Source organism: Methylocystis sp. ATCC 49242, from assembly GCF_000188155.2.
Lineage (GTDB): Bacteria > Pseudomonadota > Alphaproteobacteria > Rhizobiales > Beijerinckiaceae > Methylocystis.
This window is the reverse complement of record NZ_KE124774.1, coordinates 1,280,664-1,306,080: the sequence shown is the minus strand read 5'-3', so window position 1 is coordinate 1,306,080 and position 25,417 is coordinate 1,280,664. Positions and strand designations below refer to the sequence as shown.

At 64.2% G+C, this 25,417-nt stretch carries 26 protein-coding genes; 9 read left to right on the top strand and 17 right to left on the bottom strand.

The window, feature by feature from the left end; all coding sequences use genetic code 11:
* Window positions 1–59: 59 nt before the first annotated feature.
* Together MET49242_RS08395 and rsmI are read right to left on the bottom strand one after the other, a co-directional pair.
* Window positions 60–440, bottom strand: coding sequence for a YraN family protein (locus MET49242_RS08395; protein ID WP_036282303.1), 381 nt, complete (start codon window positions 438–440; stop codon window positions 60–62).
* A gap of 112 nt (window positions 441–552) precedes the next feature.
* Window positions 553–1,482, bottom strand: a complete 930-nt coding sequence (rsmI, locus tag MET49242_RS08390; RefSeq protein WP_036282302.1) for a 16S rRNA (cytidine(1402)-2'-O)-methyltransferase — start codon at window positions 1,480–1,482, stop codon at window positions 553–555.
* Between the two features lie 197 nt (window positions 1,483–1,679).
* Between rsmI and MET49242_RS08385 the strand changes: the two genes are divergently transcribed.
* Window positions 1,680–2,915, top strand: a complete 1,236-nt coding sequence (locus tag MET49242_RS08385; protein WP_036282301.1) for an ABC transporter substrate-binding protein — start codon at window positions 1,680–1,682, stop codon at window positions 2,913–2,915.
* 131 nt (window positions 2,916–3,046) lie between these two features.
* Here MET49242_RS08385 and glyS read toward each other — a convergent pair whose 3' ends face one another.
* The 8 genes from glyS to MET49242_RS23280 all read right to left on the bottom strand — a co-directional run bounded on the left by glyS (window position 3,047) and on the right by MET49242_RS23280 (window position 13,777).
* Window positions 3,047–5,224, bottom strand: a complete 2,178-nt coding sequence (gene glyS / locus MET49242_RS08380; protein ID WP_036282299.1) for a glycine--tRNA ligase subunit beta — start codon at window positions 5,222–5,224, stop codon at window positions 3,047–3,049.
* Window positions 5,225–5,297: 73 nt separating this feature from the next.
* Window positions 5,298–5,672 carry an endonuclease domain-containing protein gene (locus MET49242_RS08375; RefSeq protein ID WP_051134081.1) on the bottom strand — a complete coding sequence of 125 codons (375 nt, stop codon included), beginning with the start codon at window positions 5,670–5,672 and terminating at the stop codon, window positions 5,298–5,300.
* Window positions 5,673–5,845: 173 nt separating this feature from the next.
* Window positions 5,846–6,085, bottom strand: a complete 240-nt coding sequence (locus MET49242_RS08370; RefSeq protein WP_036282297.1) for a CDGSH iron-sulfur domain-containing protein — start codon at window positions 6,083–6,085, stop codon at window positions 5,846–5,848.
* A gap of 12 nt (window positions 6,086–6,097) precedes the next feature.
* Entirely contained in the window at window positions 6,098–7,039 is a 942-nt protein-coding gene (gene trxB / locus MET49242_RS08365) for a thioredoxin-disulfide reductase (protein WP_036282295.1), read from the bottom strand.
* 71 nt (window positions 7,040–7,110) lie between these two features.
* Window positions 7,111–8,100 carry a mitochondrial fission ELM1 family protein gene (locus MET49242_RS08360; RefSeq protein ID WP_084678939.1) on the bottom strand — a complete coding sequence of 330 codons (990 nt, stop codon included), beginning with the start codon at window positions 8,098–8,100 and terminating at the stop codon, window positions 7,111–7,113.
* Complete coding sequence (gene greA / locus MET49242_RS08355) at window positions 8,093–8,566, bottom strand: transcription elongation factor GreA (RefSeq protein WP_036282292.1); 474 nt, start codon at window positions 8,564–8,566, stop codon at window positions 8,093–8,095. Before greA ends, MET49242_RS08360 begins: the two co-directional genes overlap by 8 nt.
* 204 nt (window positions 8,567–8,770) lie before the next feature.
* Complete coding sequence (carB, locus tag MET49242_RS08350) at window positions 8,771–12,103, bottom strand: carbamoyl-phosphate synthase large subunit (RefSeq protein ID WP_036282285.1); 3,333 nt, start codon at window positions 12,101–12,103, stop codon at window positions 8,771–8,773.
* Between the two features lie 888 nt (window positions 12,104–12,991).
* Window positions 12,992–13,777: a LuxR C-terminal-related transcriptional regulator gene (locus MET49242_RS23280; RefSeq protein WP_051134080.1), complete on the bottom strand. Its 786-nt coding sequence runs from the start codon at window positions 13,775–13,777 to the stop codon at window positions 12,992–12,994.
* Between the two features lie 223 nt (window positions 13,778–14,000).
* Here MET49242_RS23280 and MET49242_RS08335 point away from each other — a divergent pair, with 223 nt between their 5' ends.
* Entirely contained in the window at window positions 14,001–14,351 is a 351-nt protein-coding gene (locus MET49242_RS08335; protein WP_036282279.1) for a cytochrome c, read from the top strand.
* The gene (locus tag MET49242_RS08330; RefSeq protein WP_036282276.1) at window positions 14,351–14,731 is read left to right on the top strand and encodes a GtrA family protein; all 381 of its coding nucleotides are present in this window, start codon (window positions 14,351–14,353) and stop codon (window positions 14,729–14,731) included. Before MET49242_RS08335 ends, MET49242_RS08330 begins: the two co-directional genes overlap by 1 nt.
* Here MET49242_RS08330 and hemF read toward each other — a convergent pair whose 3' ends face one another.
* From hemF to MET49242_RS08310, 4 genes are all read right to left on the bottom strand, one after another.
* A complete protein-coding gene (gene hemF / locus MET49242_RS08325) occupies window positions 14,732–15,640 on the bottom strand; it encodes an oxygen-dependent coproporphyrinogen oxidase (RefSeq protein ID WP_036282273.1) in 909 nt (302 codons plus the stop codon).
* Window positions 15,641–15,732: 92 nt separating this feature from the next.
* Window positions 15,733–16,380, bottom strand: coding sequence for a hypothetical protein (locus MET49242_RS08320; RefSeq protein WP_036282270.1), 648 nt, complete (start codon window positions 16,378–16,380; stop codon window positions 15,733–15,735).
* A 181-nt stretch (window positions 16,381–16,561) separates the two neighbouring features.
* The gene (locus tag MET49242_RS08315) at window positions 16,562–17,191 is read right to left on the bottom strand and encodes a hypothetical protein (protein WP_144259524.1); all 630 of its coding nucleotides are present in this window, start codon (window positions 17,189–17,191) and stop codon (window positions 16,562–16,564) included.
* Window positions 17,192–17,284: 93 nt separating this feature from the next.
* Complete coding sequence (locus MET49242_RS08310; RefSeq protein WP_084678938.1) at window positions 17,285–17,761, bottom strand: tRNA (cytidine(34)-2'-O)-methyltransferase; 477 nt, start codon at window positions 17,759–17,761, stop codon at window positions 17,285–17,287.
* Between the two features lie 261 nt (window positions 17,762–18,022).
* Here MET49242_RS08310 and petA point away from each other — a divergent pair, with 261 nt between their 5' ends.
* The 3 genes from petA to MET49242_RS08295 are packed head-to-tail and all read left to right on the top strand — an operon-like array spanning window position 18,023 to window position 20,740.
* Complete coding sequence (gene petA / locus MET49242_RS08305) at window positions 18,023–18,556, top strand: ubiquinol-cytochrome c reductase iron-sulfur subunit (RefSeq protein ID WP_036282265.1); 534 nt, start codon at window positions 18,023–18,025, stop codon at window positions 18,554–18,556.
* Between the two features lie 59 nt (window positions 18,557–18,615).
* Entirely contained in the window at window positions 18,616–19,845 is a 1,230-nt protein-coding gene (locus MET49242_RS08300) for a cytochrome b/b6 (protein WP_036282262.1), read from the top strand.
* Between the two features lies 1 nt (window position 19,846).
* On the top strand, window positions 19,847–20,740 hold the full coding sequence (locus tag MET49242_RS08295) for a cytochrome c1 (RefSeq protein ID WP_244430765.1): 894 nt from the start codon (window positions 19,847–19,849) through the stop codon (window positions 20,738–20,740).
* Between the two features lie 17 nt (window positions 20,741–20,757).
* On the opposite strand, the gene MET49242_RS08290 is transcribed toward MET49242_RS08295, so the two are convergent.
* On the bottom strand, window positions 20,758–21,381 hold the full coding sequence (locus MET49242_RS08290; RefSeq protein ID WP_036282259.1) for a MarC family protein: 624 nt from the start codon (window positions 21,379–21,381) through the stop codon (window positions 20,758–20,760).
* 99 nt (window positions 21,382–21,480) lie between these two features.
* Between MET49242_RS08290 and MET49242_RS08285 the strand changes: the two genes are divergently transcribed.
* Window positions 21,481–21,963, top strand: coding sequence for a hypothetical protein (locus tag MET49242_RS08285; protein WP_144259523.1), 483 nt, complete (start codon window positions 21,481–21,483; stop codon window positions 21,961–21,963).
* Window positions 21,964–21,967: 4 nt separating this feature from the next.
* Here the strand turns inward: MET49242_RS08285 and smbP are convergent, their stop codons facing one another.
* Entirely contained in the window at window positions 21,968–22,324 is a 357-nt protein-coding gene (smbP, locus tag MET49242_RS08280; RefSeq protein WP_036282251.1) for a small metal-binding protein SmbP, read from the bottom strand.
* 197 nt (window positions 22,325–22,521) lie between these two features.
* On the opposite strand from smbP, the gene MET49242_RS08275 reads away from it, so the two are divergent.
* Both MET49242_RS08275 and MET49242_RS08270 read left to right on the top strand, forming a co-directional pair.
* Complete coding sequence (locus MET49242_RS08275; protein WP_036287380.1) at window positions 22,522–23,820, top strand: homoserine dehydrogenase; 1,299 nt, start codon at window positions 22,522–22,524, stop codon at window positions 23,818–23,820.
* A 19-nt stretch (window positions 23,821–23,839) separates the two neighbouring features.
* Window positions 23,840–24,826 carry a fructose-bisphosphatase class II family protein gene (locus tag MET49242_RS08270; RefSeq protein ID WP_036282249.1) on the top strand — a complete coding sequence of 329 codons (987 nt, stop codon included), beginning with the start codon at window positions 23,840–23,842 and terminating at the stop codon, window positions 24,824–24,826.
* A gap of 87 nt (window positions 24,827–24,913) precedes the next feature.
* Here the strand turns inward: MET49242_RS08270 and MET49242_RS24050 are convergent, their stop codons facing one another.
* On the bottom strand, window positions 24,914–25,399 hold the full coding sequence (locus tag MET49242_RS24050) for a hypothetical protein (RefSeq protein ID WP_084678937.1): 486 nt from the start codon (window positions 25,397–25,399) through the stop codon (window positions 24,914–24,916).
* Window positions 25,400–25,417: the final 18 nt, after the last annotated feature.

Sequence of the window (25,417 nt, the reverse complement as noted above, 5' to 3'; positions counted from 1 at the left end):
CTCGCGCGGTGGAATCACTTGCGCGAATGGTAACGCTCTGGGTGTTGATAAAGAGTTGTTTACCCAAACCCGAGCTCGAACGCATTTTCCACATGGCGCGGCAGTTTCCCCGGCGCCACGAAGATCGCGTCGGCGCGCAGCGTGCAGTTCATCGCCCAGGGGTGGGTCGCGACCCAGCGGTTGGCGGCGCGCGCGATTCGGCGTTGCTTCTGCGGCGTGATGGCGACGGCGGCGTCATCGAGGTCGCCGCGCGCCTTCACCTCGACGAAGGCGATGGTGCTCCCGCGCCGGGCGATCACGTCGATTTCGCCGCCGTTGACGCGGTAGTTGCGATCGAGAATCGAATAGAGATGGGCGCGCATCCAGAGCGTGGCGACGGTCTCGGCGCGCAGGCCATAGGCATAGGCGTTGCGGCGGACGTCGCGCCTGTCGTCGATCACGCCTGTCCCTCTCCCTGTGCGCCGCCCGCCGACTCGCGGGAGCGAAGCTCAAAATCTGCGCCAGCGTAAACGCAGCAATAGGGGTGTTCAATCCGCTCTTTCGCGGAAATGCTCAGGGTCGGGGAGGGGCCTTCTCCCGCTCCGCCGCAAGTTGCAGCGCCCGCGCATAAACCTGCCGGCGCGGCCGGCCGGTGGCGGCGGACACGACGCTGGCTGCGTCTTTTACCGAATAGGCGCCGAGCGCCTCGTTGATTTTTGCGTCGAGGTCGGCCTCGGCCAATTCGGCCGCGCCGGCCTCGGGCGGCGCCACGAGGAGCACGATTTCGCCGCGAGGCGGCTCCTCCCGCGCCAGCGCGGCGGCGAGTTCGTCCAGCGGACCCCGCCGCACGGACTCGTACATCTTGGTTAATTCCCGCGCGATGGCGGCGTTGCGGGGGCCGAGCGCCGCCGCGCAATCCTCGAGCGTTTCCGCAAGCCGTCGCGGGCTCTCGAAAAACACCAGCGTGCCGGGCACATGCGCCAGCTCCGCCAGCCGCGCCCGGCGCGATCCGCTCTTGTGCGGCAGGAAACCCTCGAAGAAGAAGCGGTCGGTCGGCAGGCCCGCGACGACCAGCGCCGTGAGGACCGCGGAAGGGCCGGGAACGGCCGTGACATGCAGGCCCTTTTCCAGCGCCTCCTGCACCAGCTTGAAGCCGGGGTCGGAGACGAGCGGCGTGCCGGCGTCCGAGACCAGCGCCAGTCTGGCCCCGGACTCGAGCCGCGCCAGCAGATGCGGGCGAATCACCCTGGCGTTGTGCTCGTGATAGGCGACGAGCGGCGTCGATATGCCGTAATGCGCCAGCAGCGTCTTGGTGACGCGCGTGTCCTCGGCGATGACCGCGTCGGCGGCGGCGAGCGTCGACAGCGCGCGGAAGGAAATATCCTTCAGATTGCCGATAGGGGTCGCGACAACATGAAGCCCCGGTTCGATTTTTTCCGCCTCGGCGCGCAAGCCGAAGGCGGTGTAGCTCGCGGCGGAGGGGGAGTCGACGTCGCTGGCCATAGGTTTCCTCCGCACGCGCCGTTCTATAAAAATGATCTTTTGTTCGTTTTGTAGAACAAAAGCGCGAATCATCGCAAGGCCGCAATTGCTGCGTAATGAGTAATCTATTGACTTTCCGCCGGGGAGACGGACCTTATCGGCGGGGTAAGGCGCAGGCGCGGCCAAAGACCGCCGGAGCGCAGGGGGTTGGTTTATTTATGAAGACTATTTCTCGAACCGCGCGCCAGAGCCTTGTCTCCGCCGCCTTCCGTGCTGCGGCATGCGTCGCGGTCGTCGCGCTTGCGGCCTGTAATCCCACGACAGGACCGGGCATTCCGGGTATGCGCGATCTGCGCCTCGGCGCGCCCGCCGGCCCCGCCGCCCCGACCGATCAGCAGGCGGACGCCGGCGAAGTCATCGGCAACGGCGCCGTGAAGATCGGCCTTGTCGTGCCGTTGACCGGCGCGAACGGCCCATCCTCGGTCGGCGCGTCGCTGCGCAACGCCGCCAAGCTTGCTTATGCCGACAGCGGCACGAACGACGTCACGATCCTCGTGAAAGACGACCGCTCGACGCCCGCCGGAGCCGCCGCGGCGACGCAGGCGGCGATCAACGAGGGCGCCGAAATCATCCTCGGTCCGGTGTTCGCGACGGATGTGAAGGAGGCGGGCCGGGTCGCCCGTTCTTCGAGTCGCCCGGTCATCGCCTTCTCGACCGACGCTTCGGCGGCGGGACGAGGCAATTATCTCCTGTCTTTCCTCGTCGAGGGCTATGTCGAGCGCGGCGTCGAATTCGCCGCACAAAAGGGCAAGAAGTCCATTGCGGCGCTGGTGCCGGAGAACGACTACGGCACGCTGGCGATGGCGCAGTTCCAGCAGAGCGCCGCCAATCACGGGCTGCGTGTCCCGATGATCGAGCGTTACAAGCCCGGCGCCTCCGCCGAGTCGGTGAAGCGCCTCGCGGCCGCGCGCGACCAGTTCGACGCGCTCTTCATTCCCGAGCAGGCCGACGCCATGGCGGCGGTCTCGAAGGAGCTCGTGGCCAACGGCCTCGACTCGAAGAAAGTGCAGATCATCGGCACCGGCCTGTGGAACGACTCACGCACGCTCGCCCTGCCGGCCCTGCAGGGCGCATGGTTCACGGCGCCGGAGAACGCCGGCTTCAACGCCTTCGCGCAGCGTTACAAGGCGAAATTCGGCTCGGACCCGGCGCGCATCGCGACGCTCGCATACGACGCCGTGTCCTTGGCCATCGCCCTCTCGCGCACGCAGGGGTCGCAGCGCTATTCGGAAAGCGTGCTCACCAATCCGTCGGGCTTCAACGGCGCGGACGGCGTGTTCCGCTTCCGCCCTGATGGCATGAACGAGCGCGGCCTGTCGGTGCTGGAGATCAACGGCGGCGCCGCGAAGATCATCTCGCCCGCGCCGCGCTCCTTCACGGGGAATGGGGCGTAAGGGACGCCGCCTTTATCCTTCGAGACGCGCCTTTCAGGCGTACCTCACAGGATGAGGGACGGGGACAAGGATTTCCTCCTCCTGAGGAGCAAGCGAAGCTTGCATCCCGAAGGACGAGGAAATCGGACACCTTACGCCGTCCCGGCCTCTCCCGCGATTTTCCCGAAATCCGCGACGCCCATCATCACGCGGCGCAATTCCGCGAGCAGGCGCAGGCGGTTGAGGCGCAGATCGGCGTTGTCGGCGTTCACCGTCACATGCTCGAAGAAGGCGTCCACCGGATCGCGCAGTTTCGCAAGCGAGCGCATGGCGCCAGCGAAATCTTCCTTCTCCAGCTTTTCAGTCGTCTCCTCGCGCGCCCGCGCGATGGCCGCGGCGAGCTTGTGCTCCTGCGGCTCGACGCGCAGGTTCGGCGCATGGCGGTGGTAGTAGGCGCGCGGCCCGTCCTTTTTCTCTTCGGCTTTCAGAATGTTGACGGCGCGCTTGTAGCCCGCGAGCAGGTTCTTGCCGTCGTCGGTTGCGAGAAATTTATCGAGCGCTTCAACTTTTTTCGTAATCATGAGCAGGTCGTCCTGTAACGCCGCGCTCGCAGTCTCCTCCTCGGACTCATCGAACGCAACGGCGCCGAGCGCCGCATCGATAAGATCGTACCTGGCGCCCTTGTCTCGCAAGTAGACCTTCAGGCGGTCGATGAAGAATTCGAGGAGGCTGATGGCGCTCGTGCCGACCATCCCTTCACTGGTTTCCTTCAGGGTTTTGCCGTGGAATGAGAACACATTGTATTGACAATCGAAAATTGGCAGCGCCTGCAAGCGCAGCTCATTTTCCAATATGATCCTGATCACCCCCAACGCCGCCCTGCGCAGCGCGTAAGGGTCCTTGCTTCCCGTCGGCTTCTCATCGATCGCCCAGAATCCGACGAGCGTATCCAGCTTGTCGGCCAGCGCCACGGCGATGGACACCGGGTCCTTGGGCGCATAGTCGCCCTGGCCCTGCGGCTTGTAATGCTCGTAGCAGGCGTTTGCGACAGACGGGTCTTCGCCTTGCGCGCTCGCGTAATAGCTGCCCATCAATCCCTGAAGCTCGGGGAATTCGCCAACCATTTCCGAGACGAGATCGGCCTTGCAGAGCGTCGCGGCGCGCGCGGCCTTGTCGGGGTCGGCGCCGACGATCGGCGCCAGCTCCCGCGCCAGCGCCGCAATGCGCTTCACGCGCTCGCCCTGCGTGCCGAGCTTCTCATGGAAAACGATCTGATCGAGCTTCGGCAGTCGGTCTTCGAGTTTTGTCTTCAGATCGGTCTCGTAGAAGAATTTCGCATCCGACAGGCGCGCCGCGATGACGCGCTGATTGCCCGCGACGATCGTCGCGCCATGGTCGCTCGCCTCGATATTCGAGACGAGGATGAAGCGGTTGGTAAGCTTGCCGTCCTTGCGCAGCACGAAGCATTTCTGGTTCACGCGGATCGTCGCGCGAATGACTTCCGGCGGAATGGAGAGGAAGCTCTCGTCGAAACTGCCCATCAGCGTCACGGGCCATTCCACGAGCCCCGCCACTTCTTCCAGCAGGCCCGCGTCCTCCACCAGCTCCAGCCCCTGCGCGAAGGCGAGGTCTTTCGCGTCGTGCAGGATGATGTCGCGCCGGCGCTCGGGGTCGATGACGACCCTGGCGCGCTCGAGCGACATTGCATAATCCTCGAAGCGCTTCACATGGATCGCCGCCGGCGCCATGAAGCGGTGGCCGTGCGTCGTATTGCCCGCGATGATCCCGTCCACCTCGAAAGGCACGACGTCCGGGGTTTCGGTCTCTGGCCCGAAGGTCGCGACAATGGAATGGAGCGGGCGCACCCAGCGCAGCGAGTCCGTGCGCTCCGAGGCCGCGCCCCAGCGCATCGATTTCGGCCAGGGAAAGCCCTTGACGATTCCGGGCAGGATTTCCGCAAGCACCTGAATCGTCTCGGCGCCCGGGCGCTCGATGACGGCGAGATAGAATTCCGCGCCTTTCTTGTCCTTCTCGATCCTCGCCTGATCGAGCGACGCCAGCCCCGCGCTTTTCAGAAACCCCTGTATGGCCGCGTCCGGCGCGCCGACGCGCGGACCTTTCCGCTCCTCGCGCACGTCCGGCTGGCGGCCGGGCAGGCCAACGACCTGCAAAGCAAGGCGACGCGGCGTGGCGTAAGCGCTCGCGCCCTCATAGGTCAGGCCGCGCTCAACGAGCGCATTGGTGACGAGCCGCCTGAGGTCGTCGGCCGCCTGACGCTGCATGCGCGCGGGAATTTCTTCGGAAAAGAGTTCAAGGAGAAGGTCGGGCATGGGCGGTGTTGTCGCGCGGCTCGTTTCCCTCCCCCCGCTTGCGGCGGGGAGGGGCAGGGGTGGGGGGACACGGTTACTGCTCGGGTGTTTGGTAGAGCGCGGCGCAAACCGTGTCCACAACGCTTTCGAGGTTACTCAGGACTTCCGCGTTCCAAAAGCGTAGCACGCGGTAGCCATTCGACTGGAGAAAACGCGTTCGGGCCTCGTCGTGGCGGCGTGCCGCGTCGATGCCGTGCTGCTCGCCGTCAACTTCGACAACAAGGCGGGTGCGATAACAGGCGAAGTCGGCAAAATAGGGCCCGATAGGCGCCTGGCGGCGAAAGTGGCTGCCGGCGATTTCCAGCTGCTTCAGTTGTGACCAGAGTTTTCGCTCGGCCGGAGTGGCGTCGCGTCTGAGCGCTCTGGCGCGGGAAGTTCTCGGGTCGGATCGGTCGGATTTGTTGCCCATTGCGCGAGCCCCCCACCCCTAACCCTTCCCCACCGCAAGCGGGGGGAGGGGAATCCGTGAGCCTTTCCGGGGATCGCGCGAACTCCTCATGTGATCTTGATCCAGTGAGGATTGCTCCCCTCGCGCATGCGGGAAGGATTAGGTGCGGTCCGGCTGCCCGAGTTTTGGCGGCCTCACAGCTCCTTGTGTGTGCCGTCGCAGAGCGGCTCCTTCTTGCTGTGCTTGCAGCCGCAGAAGAAAGCCTTGCCGGTCGCCTCCGCCTTGTAGGCGACCGGCTCGATCCCCGTGCCCTTGTGGGCGCCGTCGCAGAACGGCTGTTTGGCGCTGCGTCCGCAGGCGCACCAGTAGTAGGTCTTGCCGGCCTCGACCTCGATCGGCATGGCTTTCTTCTGGAAGATCACGCGTTCCGTCACGTTTTTTTCTCCTCACGCGTCCAGCAGGAACTTCTCCACCTCGAGCGCGGCCATGCAGCCGAGCCCCGCGGCCGTCACCGCCTGGCGGTAAACCTCGTCCGCGACGTCGCCCGCCGCATAGACACCCGCAATATTGGTGCGCGTCGTGCCCGGCTCAACGGCGATGTAGCCGGACGGCTTCAGGGTAAGCTGACCCTTGAAGAGTTCGGACGCCGGCGCATGTCCGATGGCGATGAAGACTCCCTCCACGTCGAGCGTCTGCGTCTCGCCGGTCTTGACGTTCTTCACCCTCACGCCCGAAACGGTCGGCGGCTCGTCGTCGCCCGTGATCTCGTCGATGACGTGGTCGAAGAGGACGGAGATGTTTTCGCGCTTGCTCAGGCGCTCCTGCAGCACGCGCTCGGAGCGCAGCGTGTCGCGTCGATGCACCAGGGTGACATGCGAGGCGAGGTTGGAGAGATAGAGCGCCTCCTCGACCGCCGTATTGCCGCCTCCGACCACGACGACCTTCTTGCCGCGGAAAAAGAAGCCGTCGCAGGTGGCGCAGGCGGATACGCCGAAGCCCTTGAATTTCTCTTCGCTCGGCAGGCCGAGCCATTTCGCCTTGGCGCCGGTCGCAATGATCAGCGCGTCGCAGGTATAGGTCTTTCCGCTGTCGCCGATGAGCGTGAAGGGGCGCCTGTCGAGCCGCGCTTCCACGATGTGATCCGAGACGAGCTTCGCGCCGACATGCTCAGCCTGCAGTCGCATCTGCTCCATCAGCCAGGGGCCTTGAATGGGCTCGGCGAAGCCGGGGTAATTCTCTACGTCGGTGGTGATCATGAGCTGCCCGCCCTGATCGAAGCCGGCGATCAGCATCGGTTCGAGGAGGGCTCGCGCAGAGTAGATCGCCGCCGTATAGCCGGCCGGCCCGGAGCCGATGATGATGACGCGCGCGTGTTGTGGGGCTGACATTTGGGACTCGCTGGGGGCCTCGAAGGAGCCCGCAATCTAGCGATTATGCGTCGCGCTGCAATCCCTCCGCCTCATGCCGCGAAGCGCCGGAAGGCTTCCGCGACGCCGCGCGCGATCGTCGGCGTGGAGTTGATCGGCTTGTAGGTCCAGTCATCGAAAGGACCGCTCCAGATGCGGATGGCGCCCGCTTTCTCCAGCGCGGCGAGATAGGCCCTGAGCTTTCTGCGCGTCACGAAGGGCTCGATGACATGCACCGGCGCGCCGGTCGCGACGGCCTCTCCCACCATATTCACGCTGTCGCCCGTGACAATGATGCGGTCGGCGTTGGCGAGCATGGATAAATAGGGGTTCTCGCCTTCGCCACCCCAGAAATAGCCGCCCGGAGCGGAGAGCGCCCCGCGCAACATTCGTGAGATTTCCGGCGGCGTGCGGCGGGAGGGCGTCGCCATCACGCTTTCGCCGGCGGCGAGCAGGTAACTCGCAATGAAATCGAGATCGTAAACAACGCCCTCGGCGCTGCCGATCAGCATGGCGGCTCGGGGCCGGGGCAGGGCGGCGATGCGCGGATCGGGCGCGGCGCGCGCTCGGGCGAGGCGCTCGGGCGTGACGCGATTCGCCGGGGTGAGCGCCGAAATGACGTTAGGGGCGTAGAGGCGGTCATGGCGGGGCGCGACGATCAGGTCGGCTGTTCCCGGCCCGGTCGTCGGCCTGTTGACGTAGACCGTGAAAGTTGCGCCGCCCGAATCCCGCTTCAGCCGCCGCAGCGCGGGTATCGTGCGGCGCCCTGCGGCGATGGCGATGTCGGGGTAAGGCGGCGCGAAGGCTGGCGCGTCCTGCGGGTCGGGCGGTCCGAAGGGCGCGATCCAGTCGTAGAATTTTCGAGGCGCGATGCGCCTGATGTCGGGCGTCAGGCCAAGCGCCTCGGCGATCCCCAGCGTCTGCGCCTCATGGCCGGCGCGGCCGTCGGAGAGGATGCGAAGGGTGGTCGCGGGCGGCAGGAGGGGCGCAAAACTACTCTCCCCGCTAGCGGGGAGAGGACCCGAGCGGGCTCCGTCACACAAACGCGACCTTCAATATCTCGTAGCTTTTGCCGCCGCCGGGGGTTTTCACCTCCACCGTGTCGCCGACCGTCTTGCCGATCAGCGCGCGGGCGATGGGGCTCGTGATGGAGACGCGGCCGCTCTTAACGTCGGCCTCGGTCTCGCCGACGATCTGATAGGCCTTTTCCTCGTCGGTGTCCTCGTCGACGACAGTGACTGTCGCGCCGAACTTGATGGTCGAGCCCGTGAGCTTGGACACGTCGATCACCTCGGCGCGCGAGAGCTTGTCCTCCAGCTCGGCGATGCGGCCCTCGTTGAGCGACTGCGCTTCCTTGGCGGCGTGATATTCGGCGTTCTCCGAGAGGTCGCCATGGGCGCGCGCCTCCGAGATCTGCTGGATGATGCGCGGGCGGTCTTCCTGCTGCCGGCGGCGCAGTTCTTCTGCGAGCGCGGCGTAGCCGGGGGCTGTCATGGGCACCTTGTCCATCGGTCTCGCTCTTCGCCTTTCGTCGATTCGCCTCTTTATCGGGGAAAACCCGCTTCTCCCGCGGGCATGGACACCGGCGCGGGACTCCCCGAATCATGGTCGCGTTGAATTTGCCGCCACAGCGGCGCCCCGCGCTTTCGCCTTTACGGCGACCGGGCCCCGGGCCCGCGCGACGGAGCGTCGCCGATCAACCTTTGGTTTCCGTCAGTTGCGGGGCTCGAAGTAATCCTGCAACGCCCGCGCTTCCAGATCTCCCGAAACATATGCCTGAATGCCCTGAGCGGCGGCGATGGCCCCCGCCAGGGTGGTATAATATGGAACCTTATGCAGAAGCGCCGCGCGGCGCAAGGAACGGGAGTCGGCGAGCGCCTGAGCGCCCTCCGTCGTGTTGAACACGAGCTGGATCGAGCCGTTCTTGATTGCGTCGACGATATGCGGCCGGCCCTCCGAGACCTTGTTGATCTTCTGCGCCGAGATGCCCTGTTCGACCAGATAGCGCGCCGTGCCGCCGGTCGCGACGACGGAAAAGCCGATCTCTTTGAGAAGCCGGATGGCGGGAACGACCCGGGACTTGTCCTCGTCGCGGACCGATACGAAGACCACGCCCTCGCGCGGCGCTTTCGTTCCGCCGCCGAGCTGGCTCTTTACGAAGGCCGCGTCGAAGCAACGGTCCAGACCGATGACTTCGCCGGTCGAGCGCATCTCGGGGCCGAGGACCGTGTCGACGCCGGGGAAACGCGCGAAGGGGAAGACCGCCTCCTTCACGCCGACATGGGCCGGGCGCGTGTCGGGCAGGGTGAAATTCGCGAGCTTTTCGCCCGCCATCACCCGCGCGGCGATCTTGGCGACCGGCACGCCGACGACCTTGGCCACGAAGGGCACCGTGCGCGAGGCGCGCGGATTGACTTCGAGAACGTAGATCTCGCCGTCCTTGAGCGCAAATTGCACATTCATCAGGCCGACGACGCCAAGCGCCATGGCGAGGCTCTTCGTCTGCTCCTCGAGCGCCAGGATGGTTTCCGGCGGCAGGGAGCGCGGCGGCAGGGAGCAGGCGGAGTCGCCCGAGTGGATGCCCGCTTCCTCGATGTGCTCCATCACGCCGGCGATTGCCGCCTGCTCGCCGTCGGCGAGGCAGTCCACGTCCACTTCGATTGCATCGGTGAGATAGCGGTCGAAGAGCAGCGGATTCTTGCCGAGCACCATATTGATCTGCCCGGTCTTGTCATTGGGATAGCGCGCCTTGATCTCGGAGGGCACTAGCGTCGGCAGCGTGCCGAGCAGATATTCGTCGAGCTCCGACTGGTCGCGGATGATGGCCATGGCGCGGCCGCCGAGCACGTAGGACGGGCGCACGACGAGCGGCAGCCCGAGTTCGCCTGCGACGATGCGCGACTGCTCGACCGAATAGGCGATGCCGTTCTTCGGCTGTTTCAGTCCGAGCTTGTCGAGCAGGCGCTTGAAGCGGTCGCGGTCCTCGGCGAGGTCGATCGAATCGACCGGCGTGCCGAGAATGGGCGCGCCCGCCTGCGCGAGACCATGCGCGAGCTTCAGCGGCGTTTGCCCGCCGTACTGGACGATTACGCCGACGAGCGTTCCGTTCGACTTCTCGACATCGAGAATCTCCGCGACGTCCTCGTTCGTAAGCGGCTCGAAATAGAGGCGATCCGAAGTGTCGTAGTCGGTGGAGACCGTCTCAGGATTGCAATTGATCATGATCGTCTCATAGCCGGCGTCGGCCAGGGCGAAACAGGCGTGGCAGCAGCAATAATCGAATTCGATGCCTTGTCCGATGCGGTTCGGCCCGCCGCCGAGAATGACGATCTTCTTCTTGTCCGTCGGCCGGGCTTCGCTCTCGGGCGCGCCGATGAAAGGCGCCTCGTAGGTCGAATACATGTAGGCCGTGGGCGAGGCGAACTCCGCCGCGCAGGTGTCGATGCGCTTGTAGACCGGACGGACCTGCAGCGCGTGGCGGGCGGCCCGCACGTCTTTCTCCTCAAGTCCCGTCAGCGTCGCGAGGCGCACGTCGGAGAAGCCGGCGAATTTCAGTTTGCGGAAATTCTCGGCGTCTTTCGGCAGGCCGAATTTTCGCACCTTGTCTTCGAGCGCCACGATTTCCGCGAGGCGGTCGATGAACCACGGATCGATCTTGCAGGCCTCGTGAATCTCTTGCCGGGACATGCCGAGGCGCAGCGCCTGACCGACGACGAGCAGGCGATCCGGCGTCGGCGTGCCGAGCGCGCCGCGCAGCACGTTCATGTCGTCGCCCTTGCCCAGCCCCTCGATCTCGATCTCGTCGAGACCGGAAAGGCCGGTCTCCAGCGAGCGGAGCGCCTTCTGCAGCGACTCGGCGAAATTGCGGCCGATGGCCATCGCCTCGCCGACCGATTTCATCGCGGTAGTCAGGACCGGCTCGGCGCCCGGAAATTTCTCGAAGGCGAAACGAGGGATCTTCGTGACGACATAATCGATCGTCGGCTCGAAGGAGGCGGGCGTGGCGCCGCCGGTGATGTCGTTGGCGATCTCGTCGAGCGTGTAGCCTACCGCGAGGCGTGCGGCGACCTTGGCGATGGGGAAGCCCGTGGCCTTGGACGCCAGCGCCGAGGAGCGCGACACGCGCGGGTTCATTTCGATGACGATCATGCGGCCGGTGCGCGGATCGACCGCGAATTGCACGTTGGAGCCGCCGGTCTCGACGCCGATCTCGCGCAGCACGGCGAGCGAGGCGTCGCGCATGATCTGATATTCTTTGTCCGTCAGCGTCAGCGCCGGGGCGACGGTGATCGAGTCGCCGGTGTGAACGCCCATCGGGTCGATGTTCTCGATGGAGCAGACGATGATGCAGTTGTCCGCCTTGTCGCGGACGACCTCCATCTCGTATTCCTTCCAGCCGAGGACGCTTTCCTCGACCAGAACCTCATTGGTCGGCGAAGCGTCGATGCCGCGCTCGACGATCTCGATGAACTCGGCCTTGTTGTAGGCGATGCCGCCGCCGGTGCCGCCCAGCGTGAACGACGGCCGGATGATGGCGGGCAGGCCGATGTCGTCCAGCGCCTCCAGCGCCTGCGGCAGCGTCTTGATATGGTGCGAGCGCGGCGTCTCCAGACCGATCTTGGTCATCGCCTCGCGGAAGAGTTCGCGGTCCTCCGCCTTGTCGATGGCGTGCGCCGTGGCGCCGATCATCTCGACGTCGAATTTCTTCAGCACGCCCATTTTTTCGAGGCTGAGCGCGCAGTTCAGCGCGGTCTGGCCGCCCATGGTCGGCAGCAGCGCGAAGCCGCCGGGGACCGCATAGCGCTCCTTCTCGATGACCTTGGCGACGAATTCCGGCGTGATCGGCTCGACATAGGTTCGATGCGCCAGATCCGGGTCGGTCATGATCGTCGCCGGATTGGAGTTGACGAGCACGATCCGGTACCCCTCGGCCTTCAGCGCCTTGCAGGCCTGCGTGCCGGAGTAGTCGAACTCGCAGGCCTGTCCGATGACGATGGGCCCCGCGCCGATGATCAGGATTGTCGATATGTCGGTTCTTTTCGGCATAAGCGTCCTTCTGGACGCCCGTCCTGAACGGGCGGGCTTGAGTCGTCTTCGTGTTTCGCCGGGTGGCGAGCGCGCAAAAAAAAGGCCGCTTCCGGCCTCTTGGACCGGAACGCGTCCCGGAATGCCCTTTAAGGGCGTCTGATAAGACGCCCGTCCCATGCGACAGGTCATGGGGCGGCGAGCGGGCGCGCCCGGCTCGAAAGTCGTGGTTCTGTTAGACGATTATTGCGGCGTTGAGAAGGGGTGAGAACGCGTCGCCGCGTTTTCCTGTCCGACGGGCGCATGGACTTGAGGCGCGCCGACGCCAGTACGAAATCACGTACTTCATGTAACCGTGCAAAATATATTACATTTTAATGCATGAGACAGCCCTGCGCGCCTTTTCGACATGCATGGCGGCAAGTGCAAAGCTTTGATGCGGCGGGACTATTAGACATTGTAGGATATTGAAGGGTTCTAAAATGCGTGGGGCAGATGTTCGCCTGGCCGAGGCTGTCGGGCAAAAGGTTCTGGAGTGGCGTGGCGCAGAGTTTCTCGAGTTTCTTTACCTCATCCAGGAACGGAACGCGCTCGAAACACTTCGTGAATTGTGCCGTCTGAATGACGAAGACAAGAGGAGGGTTCTGACTTTCTTTCAGAATGTTAACAGCAGAGACGATATCGAGATCGAAATCTGTGATTCGGGAATCACAACTCGGCCGAAGGTGCCATAGTCTTTATGGAATGCGGGCTTCGCGTCGGTAGCATCTTGATGCGGGGCCGGCTTATCGGTTCCCTTCATTATTACACGATCGATGTTTCCATGGTCGGGAGCGCTCCGCGCCCGGCCAGATCTCGTCTTTATTCGGGCGCGGGCGATGCAAGCGTGGCGAGACGCGGGGAGGACTATCAGGAAATCAGGCCGTAGCGCATCGCCAGAACGATCGCGGCGGTCCGATTGACGGCGTTGAGCGCCTCCTTGGACTGGCGCATGTATTTGTCGACCGTATGCTGGGAGACGTCCAGGATCGCCGCGATCTCCCAGTCGGTCTTGCCGAGCGCGGCCCATTTCAGCACTTCGCTCTGGCGGTCGGTCAATTTCGGCTTGCTCTTGCACATCCTGTCCACCTTCACCATCCGCGCGAATGCGTAGTTGGCGATGAAGGACAGAATTTCCATCGCGGTCTCATCACGCGACAGATTTTCGCCAAGGAAGGCGAAACCGCATTGCATGTCGGCGACGGTGACGATCGGAAAGACGATGCGTTCGCCGTCCGGCCAGGCCTCTGCGTCGTTATCCCGCGCGTAGACGAAACGCAGGTGGGAGGCTTCGCCGGTCGCGGCGTCGCGGGTGAAGATATGCGTGGTCTGCTTTTCGAGGTCGATCAGCAGTTCCGATTGCAGTTTGTTCTGCGCCAACGCTTCACGCGTCAGCAGTGCGGGCCAATGCCCCGGCGTCTTTTCGTCGCCGTGATCCATGTGGTGGTTCGCGCTCGAGGGGAGGACGCCGGCCACAATTGCCTCGACGCCCAGAGGAGATGTTATCTCCAGCAGGCTGTCGCCAAGCTCGTCGGCGGTCGCGACGCTGTCCAGCCGACGGATGATCTCCAGCGTCGCGTCGACCCGCGACGCCAGCCAGTTAGCGATCGGCTTGGCGACCGTTCCTGCAGGGGGGTTCTTCGGGCGTCGGACCATCACGGTATCGCAGTCGATTGAGGTTCGCGGCAATTATGTAAACATGAAATATTTATTATTCTTGAAGCCGGTTGAAGAAAAACGATGTAAAATTTTACGTGAATTACCCCTGACAACTTTGACGCCCCCGAGGCGGAAACGTTTGTCGTGTTTTGATAAATCAGCCGAAATCATCCGTGTCCCGCCAACGGCGGATTTGCGAACTTGCTGCGAGACGTTCGGCATGGCATTGCTCATCAGGCTCGTTTGGGACGCTGTTATGGTCAAGGTAGCGTTGATTTTCCTGAGGACCACCTTTTTTCTTTTCGTCGCGGTTGCTGCGACCGGCGCGCGCGCGGAGGAGCTTCCCGAGATCCTCGTTCAATGTGCGGCCTGCCATGGCGTGGACGGAATTGCGAAAAGCGCCGACGTCCCGCATCTCGCCGGCCAGCACGAGGTCTATCTCTTCAACCAGTTGCGGGCGTTCAAATCCGGCAAGCGGCCGCATAAGGAGATGCGCTACATGAGTCGCCAGATGTCCGACGCGGAGATGGCGGACATTGCGGCGCATTACGCCCGGATGCCGCGCCAATAATGTCCACGACGCGGCAGCTTGCGACCTACGCCTCGGTCGGCGTCGGCGCGACGATCGTCCATTACGCGATTCTTGTTGGTCTGGTCGAAGGCGCGGGTTGGCGCGCGGTCCCGGCGACGCTGTGCGGCTATGTGGCCGGAGGGGTCGTCGCCTACATGCTCAACCGGCGACACACTTTCGCGAGCGACCGTCCGCACGGGGAGGCGACATGGCGCTTCGCGCTCGTCGCCTTCGCCGGCTTTTGTCTCACCTACGCGCTGATGAGCCTCTTCGTGGAGCGATGGGGCGCGCCTTATCTACCCGCGCAGGTCGTGACGACCGTCATCGCAATGTTCATGACCTTCGCTCTGAACAGGGCCTGGACGTTCAGGGTCGGGTGATCAGGGCCATTTCACCATCGGCGGCATGGAGGAAAGGATCGAGTCCACATTGCCCCCGGTTTTGAGGCCGAAAATCGTCCCGCGGTCATAGAGCAGATTATACTCGACATAACGCCCGCGACGCACGAGCTGTTCGTCCCGCTGGGCTTCGCTCCACGGCGTGGCGAAGTTGCGCCTCACGAGCTCCGGATAGATCGACAGAAAGCTCTCGCCGACGTCGCGCGTGAAGGCGAAATCACTGTCCCATGCGCTGTTCGCAGGGTCGCCGGCGCTGTTGAAATAGTCGTAGAAAATGCCGCCGATTCCCCGCGGCTCGTTTCGGTGCTTGAGGAAGAAATATTCGTCGCACCATTCCTTGAAGCGTTTGTAGTCCGCGACCGGGTGACGCTCGCAGGCGCCGCGCATCGCCGCATGGAAGGCGATCGTATCGGGATCGTCCTGTGTGCGGCGTGCGTCGAGCACCGGCGTCAGATCGGCGCCGCCGCCGAACCAGGCCTTCGTCGTCACCACGAAGCGCGTGTTCATGTGCACGGCAGGCACATTCGGATTCCATGGATGCGCGATGAGCGAAATGCCGGTGGCGAAAAAGCGCGGGTCCTCGGCGGCTCCGGGAATCTGCCTGGCGAATTCGGGCTGAAACGTTCCGAAGACCGTCGAGCAATGAACGCCTGCTTTCTCGAAGACGCGGCCATGAATCATGCCCATGCGGCCGCCGCCGCCGGGCGCGCCGCTGTGGTCCGTGCGCTCCCAGGGCGTGAGGCTGAAGCGGCCGGGTGCCGTCGCCTCCGGAGAAAACGGCCCCGGCGCTTCGTCCTCGAGCGTCTCGAAAGCGGCGATGATGCGAAGTTGCAGCGACTCGAACCACTCGCGGGCGGCTATTTTGCGCTGTTCCAGCAGGCTTTCCGTCAAGATGGCGTCTTCCCGGGCGTTGGATTGCAGGGCCGATATGGGCGGCTTTTTTCCAACTCCCCGCGCGGCTTGTCAATTTGAGGGCGGCCGCCTCATTCGGCGACGTCCGGCTCGAAGCGCGCCCCCATCGCCTGCACGACCGCGGTGCGCACATCGTAGCCGCGGTTGGTCAGTTCGATGTCGTAGCAACTGACTGGATAGCCGATATCCGAGGGCTTGTGCGTTGCGATCTCGTTGCGCTTGATCTGCGACCGAACGGTTTCGGTCTGCGCGGGATTCTGGATGATCCTGACCAGCCGCTTTTCCTCGAGCGCCTTGTCCGTCGCATTGTCGGAGAGAATGTCGGCGTTTGGCTTTTCGAATTGGCAGATGTTTTTCAGCAGGCCGACATTCATTATCCGAACGAGGCCCTTCTTATCGAGAGACTTCAGGCCCTCCGAGGCGTTGGCGGCCTGCTCCGGACCGTAAAACGCCCGCAGATTGCTTGTGGTGATTTCCGAATATTTGACCTTCCTGTTGATTTCCGCGGGGCTGAATTTCGCCCCGACGCCCAGCGCGTTGACCTCGACAAGGAGCGGAAGCTTTTGCGCCAGCCCGCGAAACCCCGACGTGATCACGTCGAAATTGAGCAGGACGACAGCGGTCAGAACGCCGAGGAAGACGGCCTTCAACAGGCTTTCGAGCCAGGAAAGCGAACGCTCGAGCGTCGCGAAGAAGCGCTGGAAAAATCCATTGTCCATATGAATTCGCTCCAAAATCCCTGCGCGTCGCACATGCGCGAGTAGTAGAGGGTAGCGCGGGACGCGCGGAAGGCGAATAACGTATTCGTCGGGAGTCGCGCCGGCCCCCGCGCGATCAGCAAAAAAATAGCGCGGAGCGTCTATCGACGGACCGCGCCAGCCATCGAACGGCGGGGTAAACTCAATTGCTGGCTTCCTGATACGGCTTTGCCGCAGGCGCATCCTTCTCGCCGAGACTGGTCGCCAGATTTGCGGCGAAGACATGCATCATCGCAGTCCGGACGTTCATCCCGCGCTTCGTCAGCGTGACCTTGTAGCACGCCCGCGGATAACCGATGTCGGATTTTTCGCCGCTGGCTTTGAGCTTCTGGGCAATCCTGTCGCGCTCGGCGTCGTCGAATTCGATCACCGCGAGTTCGCGTTCGCGCAAGAAAATGTCGGCGGCGTATTCCTGAGCCATTTCATGGGTCGGGCGCTCATACTCGCAAGGCTTGTCCAGAAAGCTCAGGCTAAGCAGCCGGACCACCGCCCGCGCATCGAAGGCCGCCATGTCGTTTGCGATGGCCCGTCTTTCGGCGGGGTCGAGATGGCTGAAGAGGTCGGGACGCACATATTTGCGGATGGCGGCTTCGCTGAACTCCAGCTTCACGCCGGCGATCTCCGCCGATTTCAGCTGCGCCCCAAGGTTCCCGACGGCGTAGAAGATCTGGTCGCCCTTCGCGTAAAGGGTCGCCGGAAGCGACAATCCGATGAGCACGGTCGCAACCTTTTTGGCGACGCCAAGCATTTCATTGAATTCGGTCATAGTCATTTTCGCCTCCCGGCGTGAATAAATTGAAGCAACGAAATATTAAGACTTTTATGCATCGCGCCGCTGTGCGGGCGCACACATCCCTGTCGACAGTCAGTCAGCGCCCAGTTGCCGCAGCGCCTCGCTGAGCACGATGGCGGCCGAGACGGCGACATTGAGGGACCGGGCGCCGGGCCGCATGGGGATTCGCACGGTGATGTCGGCGGCGGCGAAGACATCGTCGGGGACGCCGGCCGATTCGCGCCCGACCAGCAGCACATCGCCGGGCTGATATGCGCAATCGGCGTAGCTTTTGCTTGCGCGGGTCGAAAGCAGGACGAGGCGGCGGCGGTCGCCAGCCTCGGCGAGTCGGGCTCGCCAGTCCATGAAGGCCGCGAAGGAGACGTGACGCGCAATGGTCACCTGATCGAGGTAGTCCATGCCCGCTCGGCGGAAATCGCGGTCGGCGACGGGAAAGCCGGCCGGCCCGATGATAGCGGCGTCGGCGCCGAGGCACGCGCATGTCCGCAGCATCGCGCCGGCGTTCTGGGGAATGTCGGGCTGGTAGAGGGCGAGGGTCAGGGGAGTCATTGCGTCGGGTTCCCGCCGCAATCTTGAGAATTTGCGGCAAATCGCCGCGAAAGCCCGGAAAGCCGCGGAGAAAGGCGAAAAATCCCGTGGCGGACTTGTGGACATAGTGCGCAAATTCCGCCACAAATCCCGCCCGCGGGCGCAGACCACAGTTAGCGCCCGCAGCGGCGGACCGCAAAGCGAATCTGGCGCTTGCGGTCAAAACGTGAAACGATTGCGCCGAGCGCGCCTTTAGTCGGAGCAGTTGGGAGAGGGTAGAGCGTGGGCACCAGGGACGTAAGCGCAAAACCGTCGGCGGAGGCGAACCGCCGCGACATTCTCTACATCGCCACGGGGACGGCGGCCGTCGGCGCGGCCGGAGCGGCGGTCTGGCCGCTGATCGCGCAAATGAACCCGGACGCGTCCACGCTGGCTCTGGCCTCGACGGAGGTCGACCTTTCCGCCATTCCCGAAGGTCAGATCGTCACCGTGAAATGGCGCGGCAAGCCGGTCTTCGTGCGCCACCGCACGGCCGAGGAGATCAAGGCCGCCGAGAATGTGGAGCTCTCCGTTCTCCCTGACCCGGAAGCTGATTCGCAGCGCGTCCAGAAACCGGAATGGCTCGTCGTCATCGGCGTATGCACGCATCTCGGCTGTATTCCGACCGGCAAGGAGGGCGAATTCGACGGCTGGTTCTGCCCCTGTCACGGCTCGACCTACGACGTCTCGGGCCGCATTCGCAGCGGTCCGGCGCCGACCAATCTCGAGGTGCCGAAATATACCTTCCTGTCGGACACCAAGATCAAGATCGGCTAGGTGAGGGGTAAGACCCTCCCGCCGCCTCCTGTCGCCCGCGACGCATTCGAGAAATTTCCATGAGCGGACATTCGCAATATACGCCCAAGAGCGGCTTCGCCCGTTGGCTGGAGCGCCGGCTGCCGATCATCAGCTTCATGTATGACTCCTTCGTCGCCTATCCGACGCCGAAGAATCTCAACTACATGTGGACCTTCGGAGCGATCCTGTCCTTCATGCTGGTCGCTCAGATCGTGACGGGCGTCGTGCTGGCGATGCACTACACGCCCGAAACGACGCTTGCCTTCGACTCCGTCGAGAAGATCATGCGCGACGTGAACTGGGGCGGGGTGCTGCGTTACGCGCACGCCAACGGCGCCTCGATGTTCTTCCTCGCGGTCTACATCCACATCTTCCGAGGAATGTATTACGGCTCATACAAGGAGCCGCGCGAGGTGCTCTGGATTTTGGGCGTCGTCATCTTCATGGTCATGATGGCGACGGGCTTCCTCGGCTATGTGCTGCCCTGGGGCCAGATGTCGTTCTGGGCCGCGACCGTCATCACCAATCTCTTCTCGGCCATCCCGGTCGTCGGAACCTCGATCACAACCTGGCTGCTCGGCGGCTATTCGGTCGACAATCCGACGCTGAACCGCTTCTTCGCCCTGCATTACCTCTTGCCCTTCATCATCGTCGCGATCGTGGCCCTGCACGTCTGGGCGCTGCATGTGACGGGGCAGAACAATCCGGCGGGCGTCGAGGTGAAGGACGTCGAGAAGGAAACCGTTCCCTTTACGCCCTACGCCACCATGAAGGACGGTTTCGCGATCGGGGCCTTCCTCGTTCTCTACGCCTGGATGACCTTCTTCGTGCCGAATTACCTTGGCCATCCCGACAATTACATCGAGGCCAATCCGCTGGTGACGCCGCCGCATATCGTGCCGGAATGGTATTTCCTGCCGTTCTACGCGATCCTGCGCGCGATACCGAACAAGCTGCTTGGCGTCATTGCGTTGTTCCTGTCGATTCTCATCACGGCGGCGCTGCCCTGGCTCGACACTTCGAAGGTCAAGTCGGCGACCTATCGTCCCGTCTTCCGCAAGCTGTACTGGGTGTTCGTCGCCGTCTGCATCGGGCTCGGCTATCTCGGCGCGCAGCCGGCTGAGGGCGTCTATCTCTGGGCCGCGCGTATCCTTGCGACCTATTATTTCCTGCACTTCCTGGTGATTCTGCCGTTGCTCGGCAAGCGGGAGAAGCCCGATCCGGTGCCCGAGTCGATCGAGGCCGCCGTCGCGAGCCGGGGAGCCTGACATGCTTGATGCGCGAAAGAACGCCGAACAGGATCCGTCGATGAAGCGCCGACTGACTTTCTCTCTCATTTCGGGCGTCGCTCTGGCGCTTGCCGCGTTGGCCGCCCCCGCCCATGCGAGCGATAGCCCGAAGCATGAGGAAAAACCTAATCGGCAAGAGTGGAGCTTCGCCGGCGTCTTCGGCCGCTACGACAAGGCGCAATTGCGCCGAGGCTTCAAGGTCTACAAGGAAGTCTGCTCCAGCTGCCACTCGATCAAGATGCTCGCCTTCCGCAACCTCGGCCAGCCGGGCGGACCGGAGTTTTCCGAGAAGGAAGTTGCGGAGCTTGCCGCGAGCTACAAGATCAAGGACGGTCCGAACGACACGGGCGAATATTTCGACCGTCCCGGCCGTCCCAGCGACCGTTTCCCGCCGCCCTTCGCGAATGAACAGGCGGCGCGCGCGGCGATGTCGGGCGCCTATCCGCCGGACATGTCGGTGCTCGCAAAGGCGCGCGGTTATTCGCGGGGCTTCCCGACCTTTCTCTTCGACGCGTTGCCGGGCCTCGCCTATCAGGAGCACGGGGTCGATTACATCGTCTCGCTGATGGAAGGTTATTCGGACCCGCCGCCGGATGTGAAGCTGCCCACCGGCCAGTTCTACGATCCTTACGTGCCGGGCCGCCGCATCGGCATGCCGCCGCCGCTCGCCGATGGATCGGTGACCTATGACGACGGCGCGCCGCAGACGATCGATCAATACTCCAAGGACGTCGCTGCCTTCCTGATGTGGGTAGCGGAACCGCATCTGGAGACGCGCAAGCGCATTGGCCTCGGCGTCCTGTCCTTCCTGATCGTGTTCGCCGGCTTGCTCTATTTCACCAAGCGCAAGATCTGGTCGAACGTGGCGCATTGAGCATCGGGGGCGCGGGCTTAAAGAAGGCTCCGCGCCCCATCCATGACGAACTGCACGGCAAGCGACGCGAGGATCACGCCGAGCAGCTTGGCCATGACGATATTGACCGCGGTCCCGAAGACGCGTTCGACGCGTCCGGCCAAAATGCAGACCAGAAACGAGATCGCGATCACCACCGCAATCGCGCCCAACAGGCCGGCAAGCCGCGTGGGGTCTCCGGCCATCTTTCCCGCGATCAGCAAGGTCGCCGTGATGGCGCCCGGTCCCGCCATCAGGGGGATCGCGAGCGGGAAGGCGGCAATGTGACGGCCGTTTTCCTCGACCGCCTGCGCAGCGGCGTCCGCCTCCCGACGGATGCGCACGCCGAGCACCATTTCAGACGCGATGGAAAACAAAAGCAGCCCGCCGGCGATATGAAAGGCGGGCAGGGTGATGCCCATCGCGTGAAGCAGCCGCTCGCCCCCGAGCGCCGCGCCGGCGAGAATCGCGAAGGCGTAGAAACAGGCGCGGGCGGCGATTCGCGCGCGCGAACGCTCGCCGCGTCCGGCCGTCGCGGCGAGAAAGATCGGTGCGAGGCCGAGCGGCTCCACCACGACGAGCAGGGTGACAAAAGCTTTCGCGAGCTCGTTGAAATCGGTCACTGGCGTCCTCTCGCCAAATTCTGCGCGATGACGGATCGTTTAGCCTGTATCCGGCGTTTTCTCCTTGATAGAAGACAGATGTCTCTCATAGGAACGCCGATGAAAATCAGCCATATTTTTGCTTGCTCCATCGCCTTTTTCGCCAGCTTGCCGCTCGCCTGGGGCGGGGAGAAAAACAACTCGACCGCTTCCGCAGTCATTTCAGGAGTGGAGGCGCGCCTGTTTTACGAGGGAACGGGAATACTCTCCGACAATATAGCGTCGCCGGCGCCCTTCAGCGGCTGGAACACCATGATCGGCGAGGGCGACGCCAAACAGCCAGCGAATGACCTCCTCGTTACCGTGTCCCTGACCAGCACGCCGGCCGAGGCCAATGTGAAGGGGCCGCTGATCATATCCGTTGTCAACGAGAAGGGGCGCACCATCGCCAGCCGCAAGTTCAAATCCCTGTTCTTCAAGGATGGCAAGGCGGTGAAGGCGCTGTACCTCCGAGACGCCGCCTGTATAGGCAAGATCACCCTCAAGGCGCGCCTCGGCGCTCAGGAGCGCATCGGCAATATCGAGCTGAATTGCGGCGACTGACGCCTTACCTGATCTTTTTCAATTCTGTCAGCGCGTCGACCGAATGTTTCGTTGCGCTGGCGACGTCCCCGAAGCGCGCGCGCATCTCCGCCTTTCGCAGGTGGCGGATCGCGTTGTGCAGCAGCTTGTTCGCGGCGCGGTCCATTTCGACCGCCTTCTCGTGCAGAGCCTCGCGGGCGTGGCCAAGCGCGCTCGAGACATGGACGAGGATTTCCTCGGCGTCGCCCTTCGCGCCGTCTTCGATCGCCTCCCGAGCGTGCTCCATGGCGGCTTCCACATGCACGCCGACGCCCGCCTGCGCGCAGATCGGCGAGAAAGCGACGAAAAATCCGATGACAGCCGCCGCGCTCCAGTGCTTCATGCCGACATCCTCCTCCTAGTGATCTCCATGCCCGGTTTTCGGGCCACGCCCTAAGAGTGGGGCGCGAGCCTGGCCGGGACAAGCCTCGCCATGCGTTCGCGGCGAGCTTCCTTGATCCCCCTCGCGAAATCGGGCACAAGGCCATCTCGTCCCCGGCCGCTGCGGCCGATTCAGGTTTTTTCCCGGAAAGAGTCGAAATGTCGGAGATTTTGCGCGTCGGCATCGCGGGGCTCGGCACCGTCGGCGCGGCGGTGGCGCGGCTTCTCCATCGGCAGGCGGACGCGCTCACTGCGCGCACGGGCCGCCGCATCGTGGTTACGGGCGTTTCGGCCCGCAATCCGGAGAAGGAGCGCGACGCGGACCTTTCCGGCGCGGAATTCTTCCATGATCCGGTGAAGCTCGCCGCCTCCGGGAATATCGATCTCTTCGTCGAGCTGATCGGCGGCTCCGAGGGCGCCGCCCGCGCCAGCGTCGAGACCGCTCTCGCCCATGGCAAATCCGTCGTCACGGCCAACAAGGCGCTGCTCGCCGCTCATGGGCTGCATCTCAGCCAGCTTGCGGAGGAGAAGCATGTCGCGCTCGCCTTCGAGGCGTCGGTCGCCGGCGGCATTCCGATCGTCAAGACGCTGCGCGAGGGGCTCGCCGGCAATTCGATCGAGCGAGTCTACGGCATTCTCAACGGCACCTGCAATTATATCCTCTCGCGAATGGAGCGCGAACAGCTTTCCTTCGAGGAATGTCTCGCCGAGGCGCAAAAGCTCGGCTATGCGGAGGCTGATCCGACCTTCGACATCGGCGGTTTCGACACCGCGCACAAGCTGTCGATCCTCACCTCGCTCGCCTTCGGCGCCCGCATCGCCGCACAGGCGATCGACATCGAGGGGATCGAGAGCGTTTCGCTCGCGGACATCGAAGCCGCCGACGAACTGGGCTTCCGTATCAAGCTGCTCGGCGTCGCGCAGCGCACGGCGGACGGCGTCGAGCAGCGCGTGCACCCAACCATGGTGAGCAAGAATTCCGCAATCGCGCAGGTGATGGGCGTGCTCAACGCCGTCACCATCGACGCCGACGCGGTGCATGAACTCACGCTCGTCGGCCCTGGCGCCGGCGGCGACGCCACCGCTTCCGCGGTCGTCGCGGATATCGCGGACATCGCGAGGGGCGTGCGCTCGGCGCCTTTCGGCCTGCCATCGGCGCAGCTCACCGAATTGAAGCGCACGCCGATGCGTCGGCACGAGGGCGGCTATTACATCCGCATGTCGGTGCGCGATGTGGCGGGCGCCTTCGCCAAGATCGCGACGCGCATGGCGGAGCGCGGCATCTCGCTCGACAGCATCATGCAGCGCGGCAGCCGCGGCGCGCCCGGGGCCTGCGTCGACGTCATTCTCATCACCCATGCGACGAGCGAGCATCTGGTGCGCGAGGCGCTGGACCATATTTTCCAGGACGGCACGATCGTGTCGCGCGCGCAGGTCATCCGCATCGAGCGCGAATAGTTCCGGAGGCGACCGAGCCATGGCGCAACAGCCCGCCTTCGACCAGAAGTCGATCGACCGCTTTCTCACCATCGAGCTTGCGCGCGCGACCGAGCGCGCCGCCGTGGCGGCCGCGCGCCTTCGCGGGCGAGGCGACGAGATGGCGGCGGACCGCGCGGCGGTCGAGGCGATGCACGAGGAACTCGCCCGTCTTCCCGTGCGGGGGCGCGTCGCCATAGGCGAAGGGGAGAGGGAGGCGGAGCCGCTTCTCTATGTCGGCGAGGAGATCGGCGCCGCTGCAGGACCGAATTACGATCTCGCCGTCGCTCCGATCGAAGGCGCGACGCTTTGCGCCAAGGACATGTCCGGTTGCGTCTCCATCGCCGCCGCGGCGACCGCCGGCGCGCTGCTTCATGCGCCAGACGCCTACATGGACAAGATCGCCGTTGGCCCCGGCTATCCCGACGGCGTCGTCGATCTCGATCGCGAGCCCGCGGAAAATATTCTTGCCCTCGCCGAGGCCAAGGGCGTGGCGCCGGGCGAGATCACAGTCTGCATCCTCGACCGTCCGCGCCATGCGCAGCTCATCTCCAAATGCCGCAAGGCCGGCGCCTGTGTGCGGCTAATCTCGGACGGCGACGTGGCCGGCATCATCTTCACCACCGATCCCGCAGAGACGGGCGTGGACATGTATCTCGGCCGCGGCGGCGCCTCGGAGGGCGTTCTGGCGGCGGCGGTCCTTCGCTGCGCCGGCGGCCAGATGCAGGGGCGGCTCGTGCTGGAGACGGGCGAACAGATGGCCCGCGCGGCGCGTCACGGCATCACCGACCCGCGGAAAAAATATGGCGTCCGGGAGATGGTGTCCGGCGATGTCGTGGTCTGCGTGACGGGCGTCACCGACGGTCCGCTCGTCGACGGCGTCTTCTTCGGCAAGGGCTTCATTCGCACCGAAACGCTCGTCTACCGTTCCGCGACCGGCACGGTTCGCTGTATCGGCGCGCGTCGGCGCGTTTCGGGCGGCGATTGAGGCGCGGGCGCTATCGGCGTTTGCCGAAATGATCTGCTGACGGAGAACGGGGCCGCATCCAGGCATGGATCGCGGCCCCTTCTTTCATCACATCGGCGTCTGGCCGCTGGGCGGCATGCCCGGCGCCCCGAGATTGCTGCCGGGATTCCCGCCATGCGAGAAGCTCGGCGGGGCGCTGTGATAGCCCGGATTATGCGTCAACGGCGGCGGCCCGCCGTAGCCAGGGCGCCCTGACGGGGGCGCTATCTCGTTTCCGCGGCTGCCGAGCGGCGGCATGCCGGGACCGGCAATGTGGCCGATCGGCGGCGCGACCGGCCCGCCATGCGGGCCGTAATTCGGGCGCCCGCCGTCGTAGCCGTGGCGTCCGTAGCCGTAGCCCCGGCGATAGCCGTAGCCCGGACCATAATCACGATAGCCGTAGCCCCGGCCGTAACCGCCATAGCCATAGCCGCCGTAACCACCGCCATAGCCGCCATAGTAACCGCCGCCGTAACCGTCGTAGCCGCCCGTGGGCCCGCAACCGGCGAGCGCGCCGGCCGCAAGCAAAATTGCCCAACGCAAATGTTTCGACATGCCCAAATTGCTCCATTG

Bases quoted from the DNA above. Each gene is read 5' to 3' on its own strand.
- rsmI (WP_036282302.1), bottom strand. From the start codon at position 1,482: ATGGCCAGCGACGTCGACTCCCCCTCCGCCGCGAGCTACACCGCCTTC.
- MET49242_RS08385 (WP_036282301.1), top strand. From the start codon at position 1,680: ATGAAGACTATTTCTCGAACCGCGCGCCAGAGCCTTGTCTCCGCCGCC.
- glyS (WP_036282299.1), bottom strand. From the start codon at position 5,224: ATGCCCGACCTTCTCCTTGAACTCTTTTCCGAAGAAATTCCCGCGCGC.
- MET49242_RS08375 (WP_051134081.1), bottom strand. From the start codon at position 5,672: ATGGGCAACAAATCCGACCGATCCGACCCGAGAACTTCCCGCGCCAGA.
- trxB (WP_036282295.1), bottom strand. From the start codon at position 7,039: ATGTCAGCCCCACAACACGCGCGCGTCATCATCATCGGCTCCGGGCCG.
- greA (WP_036282292.1), bottom strand. From the start codon at position 8,566: ATGGACAAGGTGCCCATGACAGCCCCCGGCTACGCCGCGCTCGCAGAA.
- carB (WP_036282285.1), bottom strand. From the start codon at position 12,103: ATGCCGAAAAGAACCGACATATCGACAATCCTGATCATCGGCGCGGGG.
- MET49242_RS23280 (WP_051134080.1), bottom strand. From the start codon at position 13,777: ATGGTCCGACGCCCGAAGAACCCCCCTGCAGGAACGGTCGCCAAGCCG.
- MET49242_RS08335 (WP_036282279.1), top strand. From the start codon at position 14,001: ATGGCATTGCTCATCAGGCTCGTTTGGGACGCTGTTATGGTCAAGGTA.
- MET49242_RS08330 (WP_036282276.1), top strand. From the start codon at position 14,351: ATGTCCACGACGCGGCAGCTTGCGACCTACGCCTCGGTCGGCGTCGGC.
- MET49242_RS08320 (WP_036282270.1), bottom strand. From the start codon at position 16,380: ATGGACAATGGATTTTTCCAGCGCTTCTTCGCGACGCTCGAGCGTTCG.
- MET49242_RS08315 (WP_144259524.1), bottom strand. From the start codon at position 17,191: ATGACTATGACCGAATTCAATGAAATGCTTGGCGTCGCCAAAAAGGTT.
- MET49242_RS08310 (WP_084678938.1), bottom strand. From the start codon at position 17,761: ATGACTCCCCTGACCCTCGCCCTCTACCAGCCCGACATTCCCCAGAAC.
- MET49242_RS08300 (WP_036282262.1), top strand. From the start codon at position 18,616: ATGAGCGGACATTCGCAATATACGCCCAAGAGCGGCTTCGCCCGTTGG.
- MET49242_RS08295 (WP_244430765.1), top strand. From the start codon at position 19,847: ATGCTTGATGCGCGAAAGAACGCCGAACAGGATCCGTCGATGAAGCGC.
- MET49242_RS08285 (WP_144259523.1), top strand. From the start codon at position 21,481: ATGAAAATCAGCCATATTTTTGCTTGCTCCATCGCCTTTTTCGCCAGC.
- smbP (WP_036282251.1), bottom strand. From the start codon at position 22,324: ATGAAGCACTGGAGCGCGGCGGCTGTCATCGGATTTTTCGTCGCTTTC.
- MET49242_RS08275 (WP_036287380.1), top strand. From the start codon at position 22,522: ATGTCGGAGATTTTGCGCGTCGGCATCGCGGGGCTCGGCACCGTCGGC.
- MET49242_RS08270 (WP_036282249.1), top strand. From the start codon at position 23,840: ATGGCGCAACAGCCCGCCTTCGACCAGAAGTCGATCGACCGCTTTCTC.
- MET49242_RS24050 (WP_084678937.1), bottom strand. From the start codon at position 25,399: ATGTCGAAACATTTGCGTTGGGCAATTTTGCTTGCGGCCGGCGCGCTC.